The organism is Paenibacillus sp. FSL L8-0644 (genome assembly GCF_038008165.1).
In the GTDB taxonomy this organism is placed as follows: domain Bacteria; phylum Bacillota; class Bacilli; order Paenibacillales; family Paenibacillaceae; genus Paenibacillus; species Paenibacillus polymyxa_D.
This window is the reverse complement of record NZ_JBBOYN010000001.1, coordinates 3,618,099-3,633,810: the sequence shown is the minus strand read 5'-3', so window position 1 is coordinate 3,633,810 and position 15,712 is coordinate 3,618,099. Positions and strand designations below refer to the sequence as shown.

The window sequence follows — 15,712 nt, the reverse complement described above, 5'->3', positions numbered from 1 at the left end:
TTGACTTTTTTCGCGGTTTTCAATATAATAGTGCCATTATTAACGGTTAAACAATCGCTGATGAGGAGTAGTAGCTTTGTCTGGACATGTAGAGAGCCGGCGGGTGGTGCAAGCCGGTTGACAGCACAAAGTGAACTCGCCTCGGAGATATGCGTCCAACGCAGGAACGCCCTATACTGGTGCTTGTATCCTGTTATTAACCCGCATCGGATCACCTCCGTTATCAGGTGCAAAGGGAGTAGAACGCGAAGAACGCTTTCTGCTAACTAGGGTGGTACCACGGGAATATAACCTCTCGTCCCTAGCGCTGACACGCTACGGGATGCAGAGGTTTTTTTGTTGCATACCGTTTGAGGAGGAAAAGACAATGACAGACACACAGCCGAAGCACGGCTATCAACCGCAAAGTATTGAACCAAAATGGCAGAAATATTGGGATGAGAACAAGACGTTCCGCACCGGGGAAGAACCGGGCAAACCGAAGTTTTATGCTTTGGATATGTTTCCGTACCCATCTGGAGCCGGCCTGCATGTAGGCCACCCGGAGGGCTACACAGCTACGGATATTGTTTCACGTTATAAAAGAATGCGCGGCTACAACGTACTGCATCCGATGGGTTGGGACGCCTTCGGTCTGCCTGCGGAGCAGCATGCGCTGGATACAGGGGAGCACCCACGCGAAATTACGGTGAAAAACGTAAATAACTTCCGCCGTCAAATCAAATCGCTCGGCTTCTCCTACGACTGGGATCGTGAAATCAGCACGACGGATCCTGATTATTACAAATGGACACAATGGATCTTCATCCAGCTGTACAAGCGCGGCCTTGCATATGTAGCTGAAGTACCTGTGAACTGGTGCCCAGCGCTGGGAACGGTGCTGGCGAATGAAGAAGTTATTGACGGTAAGAGTGAGCGTGGCGGTCATCCGGTCGTCCGTAAACCAATGCGTCAATGGATGCTGAAAATTACGGAATACGCGGATCGTCTGCTGGATGATCTGGAGGAACTGGATTGGTCTGAGAGTATTAAGGATATGCAACGGAACTGGATCGGTAAGTCTACCGGGGCAGAGGTTCGTTTTCCGATTGAGGGCTATGACGAGCAACTCACAGTATTTACAACTCGCCCAGATACACTGTTCGGCGCAAGCTACTGTGTGCTGGCACCAGAGCAGGAATTGGTGGATATTATCACTACGCCTGAGCAAAAGGATGCTGTACAACAGTACCGTGAACAAGCTGCTCGTAAAAGCGATCTGGAGCGTACGGATCTGGCCAAGGATAAAACAGGCGTATTCACAGGAGCTTATGCAGTGAACCCAGTGAACGGCGAAAAGCTGCCGATCTGGATTGCTGACTATGTACTGGCAGGCTACGGAACTGGAGCGATTATGGCTGTACCTGCTCACGATACGCGTGACTGGGAATTTGCCAAGCAATTCGGATTGAATATCATTGAGGTTGTCCAAGGTGGAGATGTGGCTAATGAGCCATATACTGAGGATGGACCACACGTGAATTCAGGCCCGCTGAATGGACTTACCAACGAGGACGCGATTCCGAAGATGATTGAATGGCTGGAAGCCGAGGGCAAAGGACACGGCAAAGTCACCTACCGCCTGCGTGACTGGCTGTTCAGCCGTCAACGCTATTGGGGCGAGCCGATTCCGGTAATTCATCTGGAGGATGGAACGATCAAAACGGTTCCTGAGGACCAACTTCCGCTCGTACTGCCGGAGATGGACAATATTAAGCCTTCAGGTACAGGTGAATCCCCGCTGGCGAACGCAACAGATTGGGTGGAAACCATTGATCCTGAGACAGGTATGAAAGCACGTCGCGAGACGAATACAATGCCGCAATGGGCAGGAAGTTGCTGGTATTACCTGCGCTTTATTGATCCGAAAAATGACAAAGAGCTTGTATCCAAAGAGAAACAACGTGAATGGATGCCTGTTGATTTGTATATTGGCGGAGCTGAACATGCGGTTCTTCACTTGCTGTATGCCCGTTTCTGGCATAAGGTATTGTATGATATCGGCGTAGTGGAAACGAAAGAGCCTTTTTATAAGCTGGTCAACCAGGGTATGATTTTGGGCAACAACAATGAAAAAATGAGTAAATCACGCGGTAATGTCATTAATCCTGATGATATTGTCAATACGTTTGGCGCCGATACGCTGCGTATTTATGAGATGTTTATGGGGCCGCTGGAAGCGACCAAGCCATGGAATGAGAATGGGGTAGAGGGAGCACATCGTTTTCTGTCCCGCGTATGGCGCCTGTTTGTTTCCGAGGATGGTAGCCTGAACGATAAAATTACAAATGACGGCGGTAGCGATGAGTTCAATCGTACTTGGCATAAAACGCTGAAAAAAGTAACTGAAGATCTGGATGCACTGCGCTTCAATACAGCGATCAGCCAGCTGATGATCTTCACCAACGATGCATATAAAGCAGACCTTCTGCCGCGTGCAGCAATGGAAAACTTCGTGCAAATGCTGTCGCCGCTTGCACCCCATCTGGCCGAGGAATTGTGGCAGCTGCTGGGGCACAATGATAGCATTACCTACGCGGCTTGGCCTGCTTATGATGAAGCATGGACGGTGGACGCCGAAGTGGAAATTGTTGTGCAAGTGAATGGTAAAATTGTGCAGCGTGCAACGATTGCCAAGGATCTTGATGCTAAAGCGATGGAAGCATTCGCTGTGTCGTTGGACAATGTTCAGCAGGCACTGGCCGGCAAAACGATCCGCAAGGTAATTGCTGTTCCAGGTAAGCTGGTTAATATTGTTGCCGGTTAATTGGCTTTAATCCGAAGGAGACATCTATCTTTTGCATGTCCTCTTCATATTTGTTGTGCGTTACCTGTATCAGCTCGGGAAAGACACTATGCAGGCTGATGTCCAACAGTGCGAGAGCTTCGGCGGTAATACCTCCGGGAACCGCTACTCTGGCCTGTAACTCGGCTGGTGTCATCCCGCCTTCCGTGAGCAGCTTTCCAGTGCCGATGATCATTTCACCGGCCAGAGCGCATAGCTCCGTACGGTCCATACCTGTAGCTTGAACTGCGGCTTGAATCCACTGGTCCATAAAAAAGGCCAAGAAAGCAGGACCGCAACTCGAAAAATCCGACGTGATCCGAGTATAAGATTCTTTAACCCGAATCGGCCTGCTGATGTGGGACATAAGCTCTTCCAGAAGGAAGCGGTCCTCCTCTGTAATCCGGCTTCCATGGATGCATAATGAGGCTCCGCTGCCTACTTGGTGGGTGATACTGGGGATAATTTTGGACACTTTAGCTTTCAGTGCATGCTCTAAAATACGAATCTGCACCGGGCTTGTGATAGATACGACGATTTGCTCTTCTGTAATGACGTTGCGTATTTCATCCGTTACGGCTTTTGATTCCAGCGGCTTCACACAGATAAACAGAACATCGCTTTCCGCTGCCGTTTCACGGTTGCTTTGGACTGCATGCAAACCTGGATAACGACGGGCTAGCTCGGTTACCTTGGAATGCGTTCGATTACTTGCTGATATTTGCTGCGGCTTGAGTGCGTTAGAATGAATAAAAGACTGAATTAGCAGACTTCCCATGCTGCCAGTCCCGATAAATCCAACTTTCATTGTTCAACGTCCTCCTTTCATACTTTGCGGTATAGACGCTGTGCTGTCAGCTGTCATTCTTCTTAGTGTATGCGCCTGGTCTTGGCCGACATGACGAATTTTATGTCTGAGCATGTTAGATCGTGCCCGGGGTCGTACCACTTTATTGTAAAAATGCTCACAGCGAGACCGTATGGAGGTTGTTTACACCCTCCGGCTAAACGGGAATTGGACAGACGTGCTCTGTTTGATAGAGGCGGTGTTTTCAGTCGGCTCAATTTCTCGAATCCATGTGGAGTAGGGGACGATACGGAAATGAAACGCGTATGGACAGGAACAGCGATAACGCTTGCTGTAATCGGCAGTGGACTTATTTTATTTGCCGGAGGACAGCGTTCTGAGCCGCAAGAAGAGTGGACTTTACTTAACCATAAGGTGGAGCAGGCTGTGGCGATGGATTCAGAGCCAAATGAGTCGCAGCGCAGCAGTGACTATGCCCAGGAAAAGCCTGCTGTAAAAGAACCTTCAGACAAAGCTGAGCGCAGTAGGAATGCCGAAGCCGCTTACAAAGTGAAAAGTGATACTGTGCAGATATCTACTGGTATATCTGCTGCTCTGAGCGGAAACTCTATTGCGGGAAATTCGAGTGCCGTAAAGCAGTCAGGTGTTGCGGATCCGACCTCAGACACAGGTATTGTCAGTTCGAGTGGTGCAACGACGAGTAGGACCAATACGGTAAGTGATTCGGTTACTACACCCCTTTCCGGCGAAAAGAAGGTAAACATCAACACGGCGACTGCTGCCGAGTTAATGGAGCTACCAGGGGTTGGGTCTAAGAAAGCCGAGGCTATTTTGAACTACCGCAATCAGCACGGGGCGTTCAAACGTGTGAATGATTTGGATCATGTAAAAGGAATCGGAGCTAAAATGTTGGCGAAAATGAAGCCGTATGTCAGCTTGTAAATTATGTAATAATTACAATGCTTATACCCTGAGAACGGCGGTAGCGGATATGGTTTACGTTTTAACTTGTTTATACGGGAGAGATGGAAATGAGTGCAGATGTACGCAAGGACTGGGACACCTACTTCATGGATATCGCTTATATGGTATCCACCCGTTCGCGCTGTGCGCGGCGTCATGTTGGAGCCGTACTTGTACAAGGTAAAAAGCTCTTGGGGACGGCCTATAATGGAGCACCATCGGGGGTGCCTGACTGTTCGGAGGCAGGCTGTATGATTTCAGAGGAGTATGAGGTCGTTCACCGTGATGGGCACGAGGAAATGGTTAAAAAGCAGCGTTGTATTCGCACTATTCATGCGGAGCAGAACCTGCTGCTGTTTACTGACCGAATTGATCGTGAAGGCTCTTCAGTATATGTCACCGATCAGCCGTGCTGGACGTGTGCCAATATGTTGGCGAACAGCGGTATTGTGGAGATTGTATACCACCGACCTTATCCCAAAGATGCCGACAAGGTTCGTGCTATGATGGAGGAAAAGGGCATCGCTTTTCGTATGCTGAAGACCTATCATCCACCAAAAGAAACGCTGATGGATGTTATGAATTAAAAAGTAAACGAGGAAGAACCTCTGACGAATGCTATTTTGTCAGAGGTTCTTTTTGTTTTGTGTTTGTGAACAGAAAGCAATGTTTGCTACCGGAAGGTGATCGTATTCAAGCTAAGCTTGTGTTAACTAGACCTATATTGACCCTTACTGTTTGTTGGATTACAGGAAGTGCGGGAGCATGTCTGTATTCTGGACGTATGCTTTTGTTACTCTGGGCGGGGATTACTCTGATCTTTCCGCTTATAGCTTTATTGATGAAAATCCCCATCCGGCATATGGTGTTACTTTGGCTTGTATTCAGCGGAGGTGGATTTCATTGGTTTTGGCATGATATGCATAATGTTAGCAGTATTCCCGATGCTCTTCATGTATCGTCTTCTATGGTGGAAGACATGCCTGTTCAAGCAGCAGGGTTTATCGCTTCTGAAGTACAGGTAGATGGTGATCGAACACAGTTTGAGATGAGAGTTACTTCAATCAATCACTTCGGAAATCATTCAAACAAGGACGAGAATCGTGCACCAATTTCTGAACAGGTCATTGTTCATATCAAGTTGGCTGCCAAGCAGGAACAGCAACTTGCGGCAGCATGGCAACGTGGAGATGCGATCCTACTGCGTGGCACCTTAAAGGCTCCTGCAAAAGCGGGGAACTTTGGTGGCTTTGATTACAGTGAATACCTGCACACACAGGAAATCCACTGGCTTTTCAAAGGCGATGGGGCAGCCTCGTTACAGAAGCAGGATGCTTCACTATGGAACCGCTACACTTTGTTCAGGTGGAATGACCAGCTTAGGGAGCAGCTAGGACAGAGAATGGAACTGGCATTTACATCGTTTCATCACGCAGGATATATGAAAGGACTGGTACTTGGGGTAACAGATGAGTTGGACCCAGCAACCTATAACGAGTTTACGCAGCTTGGTTTAACGCATATTTTAGCAATATCGGGCATGCATGTGGCGGTATATGCAGCTACACTATTATATCTACTCAGGCTGTTACGAGTTAGCCGCGAGACATCTCTTACGGTCGTGATGATACTAATTCCGGCTTATGTCCTGCTGACTGGTGCTTCTGCCTCTGTTGTGAGGGCAGGAATTATGGCGATGATCGGCTTGTTTGCAGCCCGACGAGGGTTGCTCAAAGACGGACTTAATATTCTAAGTATATCTGCGCTGCTCATGCTGATTTGGAATCCATATTATCTACTTAGCGTCAGCTTTCAGCTTTCCTTTTTGGTGACAGGTGGGTTGCTCATTTATATGCCGCTTATGAAGCCGTTTTTCGCCAAATGGCCTTTCCTGATCGGCGGTGAAGTTGCGATTACAATTACGGCACAGCTTGTTTCGTTTCCAATGACGGTATTCTACTTTAATCAATTTTCGCTGCTATCATTTGCGGCCAATTTTGTGCTTGTACCCCTTATTACATATATCGTCCTTCCATTGGGTACGGTGGCGATGGGAGTTGCCTTTTTGTGGGGGGATGGGGCTCGCATTTTTGCTTGGCCGGCAGAGCAATTGAACGATTTGACCTTTTTACTAGTAAAATGGCTGAATGTGGATGATGCTTATGTGAGTATTTGGCCGTCTTCCTCCATTCTGTGGGTCATAGCGTATTACGTAGCTTTGTACAGTGTTTTGTACTGGCTCACAACGTGGCTGACATCCCGCAGAAAAACGAACGACATTACCGTCTTGGACTCTACTCCCAATTCATCAACTATCTATACAGGATTAGCAGCTTCTTCAGAGTGGGCGGCTATATTGCATACGGCTCTTGAACCTGAGGGAGCAGGGAGATTTGCGCGTCGACAGTGGAATGGTTATCGTCATTTGGCACTGGCTCTAAGTGTTATTGCTTGGCTTGGAATATTGTATACAGGTTACCAATCTCATGGTGAGGGTAATACGGGAATTGTTCAATATCTGGATGTGGGCCAAGGTGACAGCATTTTAATCACAACGCCGGGCGGGAAACATATCTTGGTTGATGGCGGGGGGACAATGGACTTTGCAACAGGGAAAAATGCTTGGCGCAAGCGTGCAGATCCCTACGAGGTAGGTAAAGATACGCTTGTACCCTTACTAAAGCAACGAGGTGTGCATCGACTAGATGCTGTCATTTTAACACACGGAGATCATGATCATGCCGGAGGATTACAAGCTGTGCTTGACCAGATTCCCGTATCTACCTTGTTTTTTAATGGTACCCTGACAGATAAAGCTCCATTCCGTAAGCTGTTGAACACGGCTTTAGATAAGCAGATCAAGCTGTACGGGGCACATCATAGCATGGAATGGGAACCAGACCAGGCTACGAAAATCCGCTTTCTCTATCCGTTTACGCTACCGGATAACGAATCTGAACAGCTGCCTGTTATGAAGGAACAAAATCATTACTCTGTTGCCATGATATTGGAGATGGAGGGAGCCTCCTTTTTGTTCACAGGAGATATGGATGATGCAGCAGAGTCATTGTTGCTTGCTGAATTAACCCCTTCTTCATTCCGTTTGAAAGATGAAGGAGCAACGGGAGGGGCAAGGAATGCTATAGATGTCATGAAAATAGCACATCACGGCAGCAAGTATTCTACCTCGGAAGAGTGGTTATCCTACTGGCGACCGAGAGTATCTGTCATTTCGGTCGGTGCGACCAATACTTACGGACATCCGAATGAAGCGGTATTGGAACGTTTGTCAGCAGTTGATTCTGCTATATATCGAACCGATACGATGGGAGAGATACAGATTCGAGCACAGCAAGGAAAACTGAGTGTGCGGTACCAACGCAAACAGTACAAAACAGATACGAATACAACAACACACTAAAACGGGTGCTCACTCTTAGGAGTGTGTTGTTTGCTTTGAATCCAATCTACATGGACAGTAGCTGTAAGCTTTGATAGAATCAAATGATTTATGAAAATGAGAATCATTATTAATAGGGGAAATATTGTGAGTTATTTTAAATTTAGAGCTTCAGCTTGTTTGTTCATCATTTCGTTAATGCTGGTATTGAGCGCAATGCTACAAGTGGGGGTGAGACTGCAACGGAAAGCGGTCAATCGGCTGCTGCCAAGACCACATCAACTGGAGATGAAGCTGCCACGCGTACATATGAAAGTGATAAAGGTACAATTACTCTTCTTATTTAATGTTGGGTATTAGAGGTGATGGAGCAGCCAAGGAAAAGATATTTTATCTAAAAGCGTGTGAAGAACCTTTCTGCCGTTAAATCAGGTAAAGTATATCAATACTCAATCGAAGATTTTTATTTTCAAGATCCGATTGCTCTGACTTATCAATTAGAATGCATATCGGATTTTTTGATTTCCAAGAAGTAACAATATGATCTTGCAGCTCGATAGGCTAGCATTTAGATGTAGTAGGAGCTAAGGGAAGGTGACTACCTTCCCTTTTTCTGTTATTCTAAGGGAGGATACGCTGGGGATTCTGGGCTTTTTGGTATAATTTTTTTTGTTGAAAAAATAAAATTAGTGTCAGACGTCTATCCTGCAACAATTTGTAAAAGGGATACGTCTGTAATATTGCAGGGAGAGGGGGATCCTTTGTGGTAGAGCAGGGACTCATTCGAGCCGCTCAATCGGGCGATCGCGACGCTCTCATTACCCTATTAAGAGAGATAGAACAGCATGTGTACCGTACGGCATATTACATTCTAAACAATGAGCAGGACGCCATGGATGCTTCACAAGAAGCCCTCATACGGATCTATTCCAAAATTAACTCTTATGAGGAAAAAGCGCAGTTTAAAACCTGGGTCCAACGCATTGTAACGAATATATGCATCGACAAATTCAGAAGAACGAAGCCCTCGGTTTCCATTGACGAGCACGACATGATATTCAACGATCCCCAAAATGTGGAGGTTGAGGTGTTGACCTCTTACATGGCACAGGATGTTCGTGAGGCTATACAACAGCTTCCGGAGCACCACCGGACGGTAATTGTCTTAAGATATTTGCAGGATTTCTCCTATAACGAGATTGCAGATTCTCTGGATTTGCCGCTAAATACGGTCAAGTCATACTTATATCGTGCAAGACAGCAATTGCAAGGGCTACTTCAGGAATATCAGAAAGGTGGTGTATCAGGATGAAGTGTGGGGAAGAGGTGATGGATTGGATGCAGCGTTATGTGGATCATGAGCTGGGCGAAGAAGAGACGTCCCAATTAATGAACCATATTGCGACTTGCCCGGACTGTGCGGAAAAATTTCTTATTCTTCAGACACTCTCTCGCGAGCTGGAGGAATTGCCTGCGGTTTCCCCGGCGTTCAGCCTGGTGGATTCCATCCTGCCTCAGCTTGATGCCATTGACCGCGCACGTGAAGAGCAGGGAAGTGCGCTTCAGGAAATGCAGCCTGTGGCTGTAGAGCCTGGACCAGTGCCTAGACAACGTACCCAGCCTATACCTTGGTGGAATCGAATGGCTGGGCGCGCTGCTATAGGCGTGGCTGCCGCTGCTGTTGTACTGGGGATTGTAGTATTTAACTTCGAGCCTAAAACAGTACAAGATGCGGAAGGCATACTTACTACCCAGTCGCCCGAAGTGACGAATCCGCAGAATCAGACGGAAACTCTTCCAGGTACAGCCAATGGCAGTGGAGGACATGATACAGCCATTGGTTCGGATTCTACAAAGCAGCCGTCAGAGCAGGGGCAAGAAACGGATGCATCTCAGCCACCTGCGGATAAAGATCCTGGCCTGAGCAAACAAGGTGCAACTAATGCAGACGATGAAAAGAACTCTTCCAAACGGGATGCTGGGGAACGTGACGATCAGCGAGCTGGGGAGGAAGATTCGACGAAGTCTGCACCAGCCGAACATTCTTCTCGTCAGGATGAAGGGCAGGGACAGCTACGTACGGATCGTCAGGTGACAAAGGAAAATCCGTCTGCTGGAGATGCTCCTAAATCTGAGGACAAACAGCTAAGTCAGGAAAAATCTGATCAATCCACGATTGCTCCTGATGAACAGTTGGAACCGAAAATGGAAAAAGCACCCTTAGCGGGTACGGGTACTGCTCAGGACGATAATAATGGTAACACAAGTACGAATGATTCATCCTCGTCGCTTAGTCAGGATTTGAAGGTACAGGATCGAATTGCGTCAAATGAAACGTCGAAAGAAGCGACTTCCAGAAGCATCACCAAGGATTCGGGCAATGCCTTGGGAACGGATAGCAGCAATGCAGCTTCTAATGATCAGCAATCATCCGTGTCACAAGACCCGGTTCGTAAAGAAGGCTTTGTATCTAATTCACTGGTCTCTCCGGACAACAATAATGCTTCCAACTATAGTGCCCAATCTGCCTCTACAGATCAGCTCAACTCGCCTGATGGTAGCTATGCGGTGGCTATTGAGGGCAAAAAGCTGAAAGTGTATAAGCTTTCCGATAACGGTGTAGACCGAACAACACTGGAAGTCCGTACTCTAAAAGGTGCCTGGGTCAAAGGAAGCTGGTCGGAAGACAGCCAGACCTTTATGTATGAGACGGAGCAGGATGGGACTGCAAGTAAATATACGTACACCGTTCCGCGCAGCACTGGAAAATAGTTTCCGTAAGTTGACACACTTTTAAAAACAGGGAATAAACTATATGAACCGACGTCGTATCCCGACGGCCGAAAGTTTCTAGAGCTTTCTGCTGCCGTGTTGATATAGATGGTGGTGAAGGGATCCTGCCTATAGGTAGGGTCCCTTCGTTTGTGTCATGACTTGCCTTCCGCTCGGATGTCAGGTACGATCAGTGGGTGGGGGGAACGGAAAATGGATGTAAAAACAGCCTCTAAGGCTATTCGCAAAGGTGACATTTCGCCAGTGTATTTGCTATACGGTAGTGAAAAATACCAAATGAAGCAGTTTGTTGAGATGCTTAAAGAGAAAGTGGTGGAAGAGGAGCATCGTGACTTCGCCATCATTCCTTATGATTTAACCGAAACGCCAATTGAGGTGGTCGTGGAGGAGGCGGAAACAGCGCCTTTTCTTGTGCCAAAGAAGCTGATTATTGTACGGGATACCAGTGTATTTGCAGCAGGCAAAGATAGCGGTAAGATAGAGCACCGGCTTGAGACGCTGTTGACTTATATGGATAACCCGACTGACTATAGCGTCATCGTTTTTACGGTTCAGGCTGAAAAGTTGGATGAACGGAAAAAGATTGTCAAAAAGCTAAAAAGTGATGCTTCGGTTATTGCCTTTGCTCCAATGGGTGGAGATGATCTTGTGGCTTGGATCCATAAGCGTGCAGGAGAAAGAGAAGTGCAATTGGCTGCAGGAGCTGCTGAAAGCCTCATTCAATTCACAGGTACCGGACTACAATCTTTGGCTGCCGAGATAGACAAGCTCTGCTTGTACGCAGGAGCACAGGGAACGATCTCATCCGCTGATATAGAATCTCTGGTGCCTCGTAACACAGAGCAAAACGTATTTGCGATGGTTGAGGATCTGGCTAATTTGCGGCTAGATAAGGCGCTCAGTATTTTTTATGAGTTGCTTAAGCAAAAAGAGGAACCGATCAAGATTGCCGCTTTGATCACGCGACAGTTCCGTATTATGTTGCAGGTCAAAGAGCTGGCAGGTCAAAGCTATTCCCAGCAACAAATTGCGAGTCAGCTTAGTTTGCATCCTTATGGGGTGAAAGTTGCAGGGGACCAAGCGCGGAGGTTTCGCCCTGAGCAGCTACGTCAGCTTCTCTACGAATTGGGCGAGCTGGATTATCATATGAAAACAGGTGTCGTTGACAAGGTACTGGGATTGGAGCTGTTTTTGATGAAAATGGGTGCGGGGGCTTCGATCTAATTCCACTCATGTGCTGCTAATAGAGTCAGCTTATGTAGCGCAGAACGCTGATGCTGTAAACAAATAAAAGTTATAAACTAAAAAAACCTGATCAGCCAAGGCTGGTCAGGTTTTTTTCATTAACGTATGAAAGTAGCTCTTGCTTACGCTTGAGCTGTAAGAGCGTTAAGTTTTTTCGCCAAGCGAGATTTCTTGCGAGCAGCTGCGTTTTTGTGGATCAGACCTTTAGTTACAGCCTTGTCCAGCTTTTGGGAAGCTACTTTGAAAGCAGCAGCAGCAGTTTCAGCTTCGTTACCTACCAACGCTGTATCGGCAGCTTTTACTGCTGTACGAAGCGCGGATTTTTGGGAAGCGTTCAACGCACGGCGTTTGTCGCTAGTTTTAACGCGTTTGATAGCGGATTTGATGTTTGGCATTACATTCACCTCCTGTAAAGGCATTACTTATGAACACAAACGTTTCACAACTTAAAATATTTTAGCATGCCACACCTCAAATTGCAATAAGAAAACATTCTGAGGCGATGCGAATTACAGGATGAAAATGGATGTGCATAAACCTGTTGGGTGTCTCGCACACTATAGTCAAAGATGGCATCCAAGGAGGCTCAAAAGATGGATCTGGATTTGCAGAAGTACGCGGTACGCACGGATTTGGCATTAGAGGCAAGAGAATTGGCCGAACGGGATCAGCCTGTACCTCTGGCGGGCATAAGTGAGAACGTGGAGGAAGATGACGGAATCAAAATCACACGGCTGGATGTACTGAATGAAGAAGGAGCCAACCGTATCGGGCGGGTACAAGGGCATTACGTTACACTGGAAGTACCCGGCTTGCGTGAAGGCGATACGGGGCTCCAGCAACGTGTAGCTATTGCATTTGCAAAAGAAATGGAGCATTTTATACAAAAAATAGGGATTTCTAATACGGCAAAGGTACTGGTGGTAGGTCTGGGCAACTGGAACGTCACTCCCGATTCACTGGGTCCGCTTGTCGTTGAGAATTTGATGGTGACTCGTCAATTTTTTGAACTGACACCTGATCAAATCAACCCGGGCTATCGGGATGTGAGCGCAATTGCGCCGGGTGTCCTGGGTATTACGGGGATTGAGTCCAGTGAAATCGTTCAAGGCATCGTGGATCGCACAAAGCCAGAACTGATTATTGCCATTGACGCACTGGCGTCACGTTCACTGGAGCGTGTCAATACGACCATTCAGGTGGCCGATATCGGGATACATCCGGGTTCAGGTATTGGCAACAAGCGGCGCGGTATCACCAAGGATATTATGGGTGTTCCGTGTATCGCTATCGGCGTTCCAACGGTATGCTACGCTTCGACCATTGTCAATAACGTAATTGAACTGATGAAAACACATTTTACCAAAGAAAAGGCTTCTACAAAAGCAATCCTGGGGATGCTGGACGATATTTCAGAACCTGAGAGACTTGGGCTGGTGAGAGAGGTACTGCAACCGCTGGGACATGATCTGATTGTGACTCCTAAAGAAATTGATGAATTTATTGAAGATATCGCGAACATCATTGCTACTGGATTGAACGCTGCTCTGCACGAAGCTGTGGATCCTGGCAATGTCGCCGCATATACGCATTAATCAAGGGTTGATAAAATCGTATTTCCCACAAAAGTCTCTATTTAACAGGAATCTAATCTCTTTCAAAAAGGGAGGTGATATACCTGTGGTAGAGATTTTTTGTGTTCTAGTAATTGTTCTCCGTTCATAGAGTTGAAATATAAGAGATTTCCGCAGCAGATAGGAACCCTATGTTCCAAGTATAAAGCGGGTTTCGACGGGACGAAGGAGGACAAGGCTCACATGAAAAAAATTCAGACCTGGAACGTCGGAAGATGGAGAAGAAAAGGGATCGAAATTTTGGCGATGGGACATACGCTTGTGCTGCTGATCATGGGCTCGGCGCTTTTATTTGTCATTTTGGGGCTAGGGGGATTGGCAGAAAATCGTCTACAAACATCTCCTGTTTCTTCGATGAAAGGATTGGCAGGCTCGGTGTCCAGCGGTTTTTTTGCGGATATGCTAGGTATGGAAGTACCTCATTTGGCACAAAAGAAGCAGCAATCTTCGTTGTCGGGTGAACAATGGTCGCCTTTTGTTTTTCAGATGCTTACAGGCATTAATCCGCAGGATCCCAAAAGTCTCATTTCTCGTGAGATTCCTGGCATGTCTGCAGGAGCACCTGTCTTGCTGCGCAAGGGTTCGGGGAACATCAAGGTAGAGGGTCCTACGGATTATCAGCCCGATCAGGGAACGACGGATGCTCCTGGTGGCTCAGATGCATCTGAGAACCCACCGACTAACACGCCGAATATTCCGACAACGCCGGAAACAGATCCGGTACGTGAGGATCATCCAGGTGATACGGCCAAAGGGGACAAGCGCATATTAATCTACCATTCTCATCCCAGAGAAGCATATAACCCACTACTCAGCAAAACTAGTTCCAATCCCAATTCAGGTTCTAAATCAGCGAATGTGTCAAGGGTAGGGGACTTTGTAAAGAAGAGGCTGGAAAAGCAAGGGATATCCACACTGCATGTAAACAAGGATTATGCTACTACAGTTCAAAATTACAATTGGAACTATTCCTATAAATATTCACGCGAAACGGTTAAGGAAGCTTTAGCTGGAAATAAAGGTTTAACTTATTTGCTTGATATCCATCGGGATTCACAACGTCATGGAAAAACAACAGCAACCATTAATGGACTTTCTTATGCCAAGGTGTATTTTATTATCGGACATGACAACAAAAATTGGCGCGAAAATGAAGCTTTTGCTGCTCGTATTCATGAAAAGCTGGAAAAATCGTATCATGGCGTATCACGTGGTGTATGGGGGAAAGATGGTGGCAAAGGCAACAACGGTGAATACAATCAAAGCTTGTCTTCGCATAGCATTTTAATTGAAATCGGGGGTATTGATAACACCGAGGAGGAGTTGAAACGGACCTCGGACGTTTTGGCGGACATGATCGGTGAAGTGTATTGGGAAGATCAGAAAGCTCAGAAAGCGGGCACTAATGTATCGGATACAAAAAAGAGCAACAGCGATAATTAAATGAGGTAGCAGTAAGGGGGGAAGGTAATGTCTGGACATTTTCGTAAGAAAGCACTTGGATTTGTACTGCTTATGGGGGCAGGTATTCTTCTTGGTATGCAACTGGCAGGATCTGGTCTGCGTTCAGTGTATGGGCCGGAATGGAACGGAGGGAATACGATTCAATCGGTAAATCAACAGAAAGTTGGATATGAACAGACGATTATTGAGGACACACCCGCAGCTAACACTCGTGCATATAGCGGTACGTATAGCACAAGTGGAGAAGTTAAGGTTGAGCCGAAAACGGAAGCGGGTATAAATGAAGCTGGTGGAAGGGAAGAAAATGAGGAACAGACGCAGCTCGGAGCATCCAGATGGTATTCGACGACTGCGCAACATGTCAATACTCAGGGTCTGGAGACACCGCGTGAACTGCTAGCCGTCAAGGGACAGCAAGCCTCGGTGGATACTATGGCGGACAAAACAGCTGGGTTGCTTCAAAACCTGTCGAGACAGGGCATTCGATGGGTCGTATCTGTATTTGATGGAGTAACAGAATAGAAATATTGCTGACCCCCCTTACAACTGCTATAATAAGCTGATTGACACTAGGCATTGTG

13 protein-coding genes and 1 other annotated feature are annotated in these 15,712 nt (G+C 46.9%); of the genes, 11 read left to right on the top strand and 2 right to left on the bottom strand.

The annotated features are described in order from the left end of the window. The first annotated feature begins 48 nt into the window (after positions 1-48). Positions 49-306: a binding site (T-box leader), on the top strand. 61 nt (positions 307-367) lie between these two features. After that, positions 368-2,806, top strand: a complete 2,439-nt coding sequence (gene leuS, locus NSS94_RS16440) for a leucine--tRNA ligase (protein ID WP_069010451.1) — start codon at positions 368-370, stop codon at positions 2,804-2,806. Here leuS and comER read toward each other — a convergent pair. Then, positions 2,787-3,632: a late competence protein ComER gene (gene comER / locus NSS94_RS16435; RefSeq protein WP_029515371.1), complete on the bottom strand. Its 846-nt coding sequence runs from the start codon at positions 3,630-3,632 to the stop codon at positions 2,787-2,789. The two genes, leuS and comER, sit on opposite strands and share 20 nt — an antisense overlap. Positions 3,633-3,926: 294 nt before the next feature. On the opposite strand from comER, the gene NSS94_RS16430 reads away from it, so the two are divergent. The 7 genes from NSS94_RS16430 (at position 3,927) to holA (ending at position 12,012) form a co-directional block, all read left to right on the top strand. Further along, positions 3,927-4,574 (top strand): ComEA family DNA-binding protein, encoded by a 648-nt coding sequence (locus NSS94_RS16430; protein WP_341039667.1) that lies wholly within the window; start codon positions 3,927-3,929, stop codon positions 4,572-4,574. A gap of 89 nt (positions 4,575-4,663) precedes the next feature. Beyond that, positions 4,664-5,182 carry a deoxycytidylate deaminase gene (locus NSS94_RS16425; protein ID WP_069010453.1) on the top strand — a complete coding sequence of 173 codons (519 nt, stop codon included), beginning with the start codon at positions 4,664-4,666 and terminating at the stop codon, positions 5,180-5,182. Between the two features lie 203 nt (positions 5,183-5,385). Then, a complete protein-coding gene (locus NSS94_RS16420) occupies positions 5,386-8,016 on the top strand; it encodes a ComEC/Rec2 family competence protein (protein WP_341040418.1) in 2,631 nt (876 codons plus the stop codon). A 126-nt stretch (positions 8,017-8,142) separates the two neighbouring features. Continuing rightward, on the top strand, positions 8,143-8,355 hold the full coding sequence (locus tag NSS94_RS16415; protein WP_069010454.1) for a hypothetical protein: 213 nt from the start codon (positions 8,143-8,145) through the stop codon (positions 8,353-8,355). Between the two features lie 403 nt (positions 8,356-8,758). Next, positions 8,759-9,307: an RNA polymerase sigma factor gene (locus tag NSS94_RS16410; protein ID WP_013311184.1), complete on the top strand. Its 549-nt coding sequence runs from the start codon at positions 8,759-8,761 to the stop codon at positions 9,305-9,307. Continuing rightward, positions 9,304-10,767, top strand: coding sequence for a zf-HC2 domain-containing protein (locus NSS94_RS16405; protein WP_341039666.1), 1,464 nt, complete (start codon positions 9,304-9,306; stop codon positions 10,765-10,767). The genes NSS94_RS16410 and NSS94_RS16405 overlap by 4 nt, the downstream gene beginning before the upstream one ends. A gap of 213 nt (positions 10,768-10,980) precedes the next feature. Continuing rightward, complete coding sequence (gene holA, locus NSS94_RS16400; RefSeq protein ID WP_029515366.1) at positions 10,981-12,012, top strand: DNA polymerase III subunit delta; 1,032 nt, start codon at positions 10,981-10,983, stop codon at positions 12,010-12,012. A 143-nt stretch (positions 12,013-12,155) separates the two neighbouring features. On the opposite strand, the gene rpsT is transcribed toward holA, so the two are convergent. Further along, positions 12,156-12,428, bottom strand: coding sequence for a 30S ribosomal protein S20 (gene rpsT, locus NSS94_RS16395; protein ID WP_013311181.1), 273 nt, complete (start codon positions 12,426-12,428; stop codon positions 12,156-12,158). Between the two features lie 198 nt (positions 12,429-12,626). Between rpsT and gpr the strand changes: the two genes are divergently transcribed. The 3 genes from gpr (at position 12,627) to NSS94_RS16380 (ending at position 15,653) form a co-directional block, all read left to right on the top strand. Beyond that, on the top strand, positions 12,627-13,628 hold the full coding sequence (gene gpr / locus NSS94_RS16390) for a GPR endopeptidase (RefSeq protein WP_029515365.1): 1,002 nt from the start codon (positions 12,627-12,629) through the stop codon (positions 13,626-13,628). Between the two features lie 222 nt (positions 13,629-13,850). Continuing rightward, entirely contained in the window at positions 13,851-15,110 is a 1,260-nt protein-coding gene (locus NSS94_RS16385) for a stage II sporulation protein P (RefSeq protein ID WP_029515364.1), read from the top strand. Between the two features lie 27 nt (positions 15,111-15,137). After that, positions 15,138-15,653, top strand: coding sequence for a hypothetical protein (locus tag NSS94_RS16380; protein WP_029515363.1), 516 nt, complete (start codon positions 15,138-15,140; stop codon positions 15,651-15,653). Positions 15,654-15,712: the final 59 nt, after the last annotated feature.

What these genes read in the sequence shown, in the direction of transcription:
- leuS (WP_069010451.1), top strand. Translation starts at nt 368, where the DNA reads ATGACAGACACACAGCCGAAGCACGGCTATCAACCGCAAAGTATTGAA.
- comER (WP_029515371.1), bottom strand. Translation starts at nt 3,632, where the DNA reads ATGAAAGTTGGATTTATCGGGACTGGCAGCATGGGAAGTCTGCTAATT.
- NSS94_RS16430 (WP_341039667.1), top strand. Translation starts at nt 3,927, where the DNA reads ATGAAACGCGTATGGACAGGAACAGCGATAACGCTTGCTGTAATCGGC.
- NSS94_RS16425 (WP_069010453.1), top strand. Translation starts at nt 4,664, where the DNA reads ATGAGTGCAGATGTACGCAAGGACTGGGACACCTACTTCATGGATATC.
- NSS94_RS16405 (WP_341039666.1), top strand. Translation starts at nt 9,304, where the DNA reads ATGAAGTGTGGGGAAGAGGTGATGGATTGGATGCAGCGTTATGTGGAT.
- holA (WP_029515366.1), top strand. Translation starts at nt 10,981, where the DNA reads ATGGATGTAAAAACAGCCTCTAAGGCTATTCGCAAAGGTGACATTTCG.
- rpsT (WP_013311181.1), bottom strand. Translation starts at nt 12,428, where the DNA reads ATGCCAAACATCAAATCCGCTATCAAACGCGTTAAAACTAGCGACAAA.
- gpr (WP_029515365.1), top strand. Translation starts at nt 12,627, where the DNA reads ATGGATCTGGATTTGCAGAAGTACGCGGTACGCACGGATTTGGCATTA.
- NSS94_RS16385 (WP_029515364.1), top strand. Translation starts at nt 13,851, where the DNA reads ATGAAAAAAATTCAGACCTGGAACGTCGGAAGATGGAGAAGAAAAGGG.
- NSS94_RS16380 (WP_029515363.1), top strand. Translation starts at nt 15,138, where the DNA reads ATGTCTGGACATTTTCGTAAGAAAGCACTTGGATTTGTACTGCTTATG.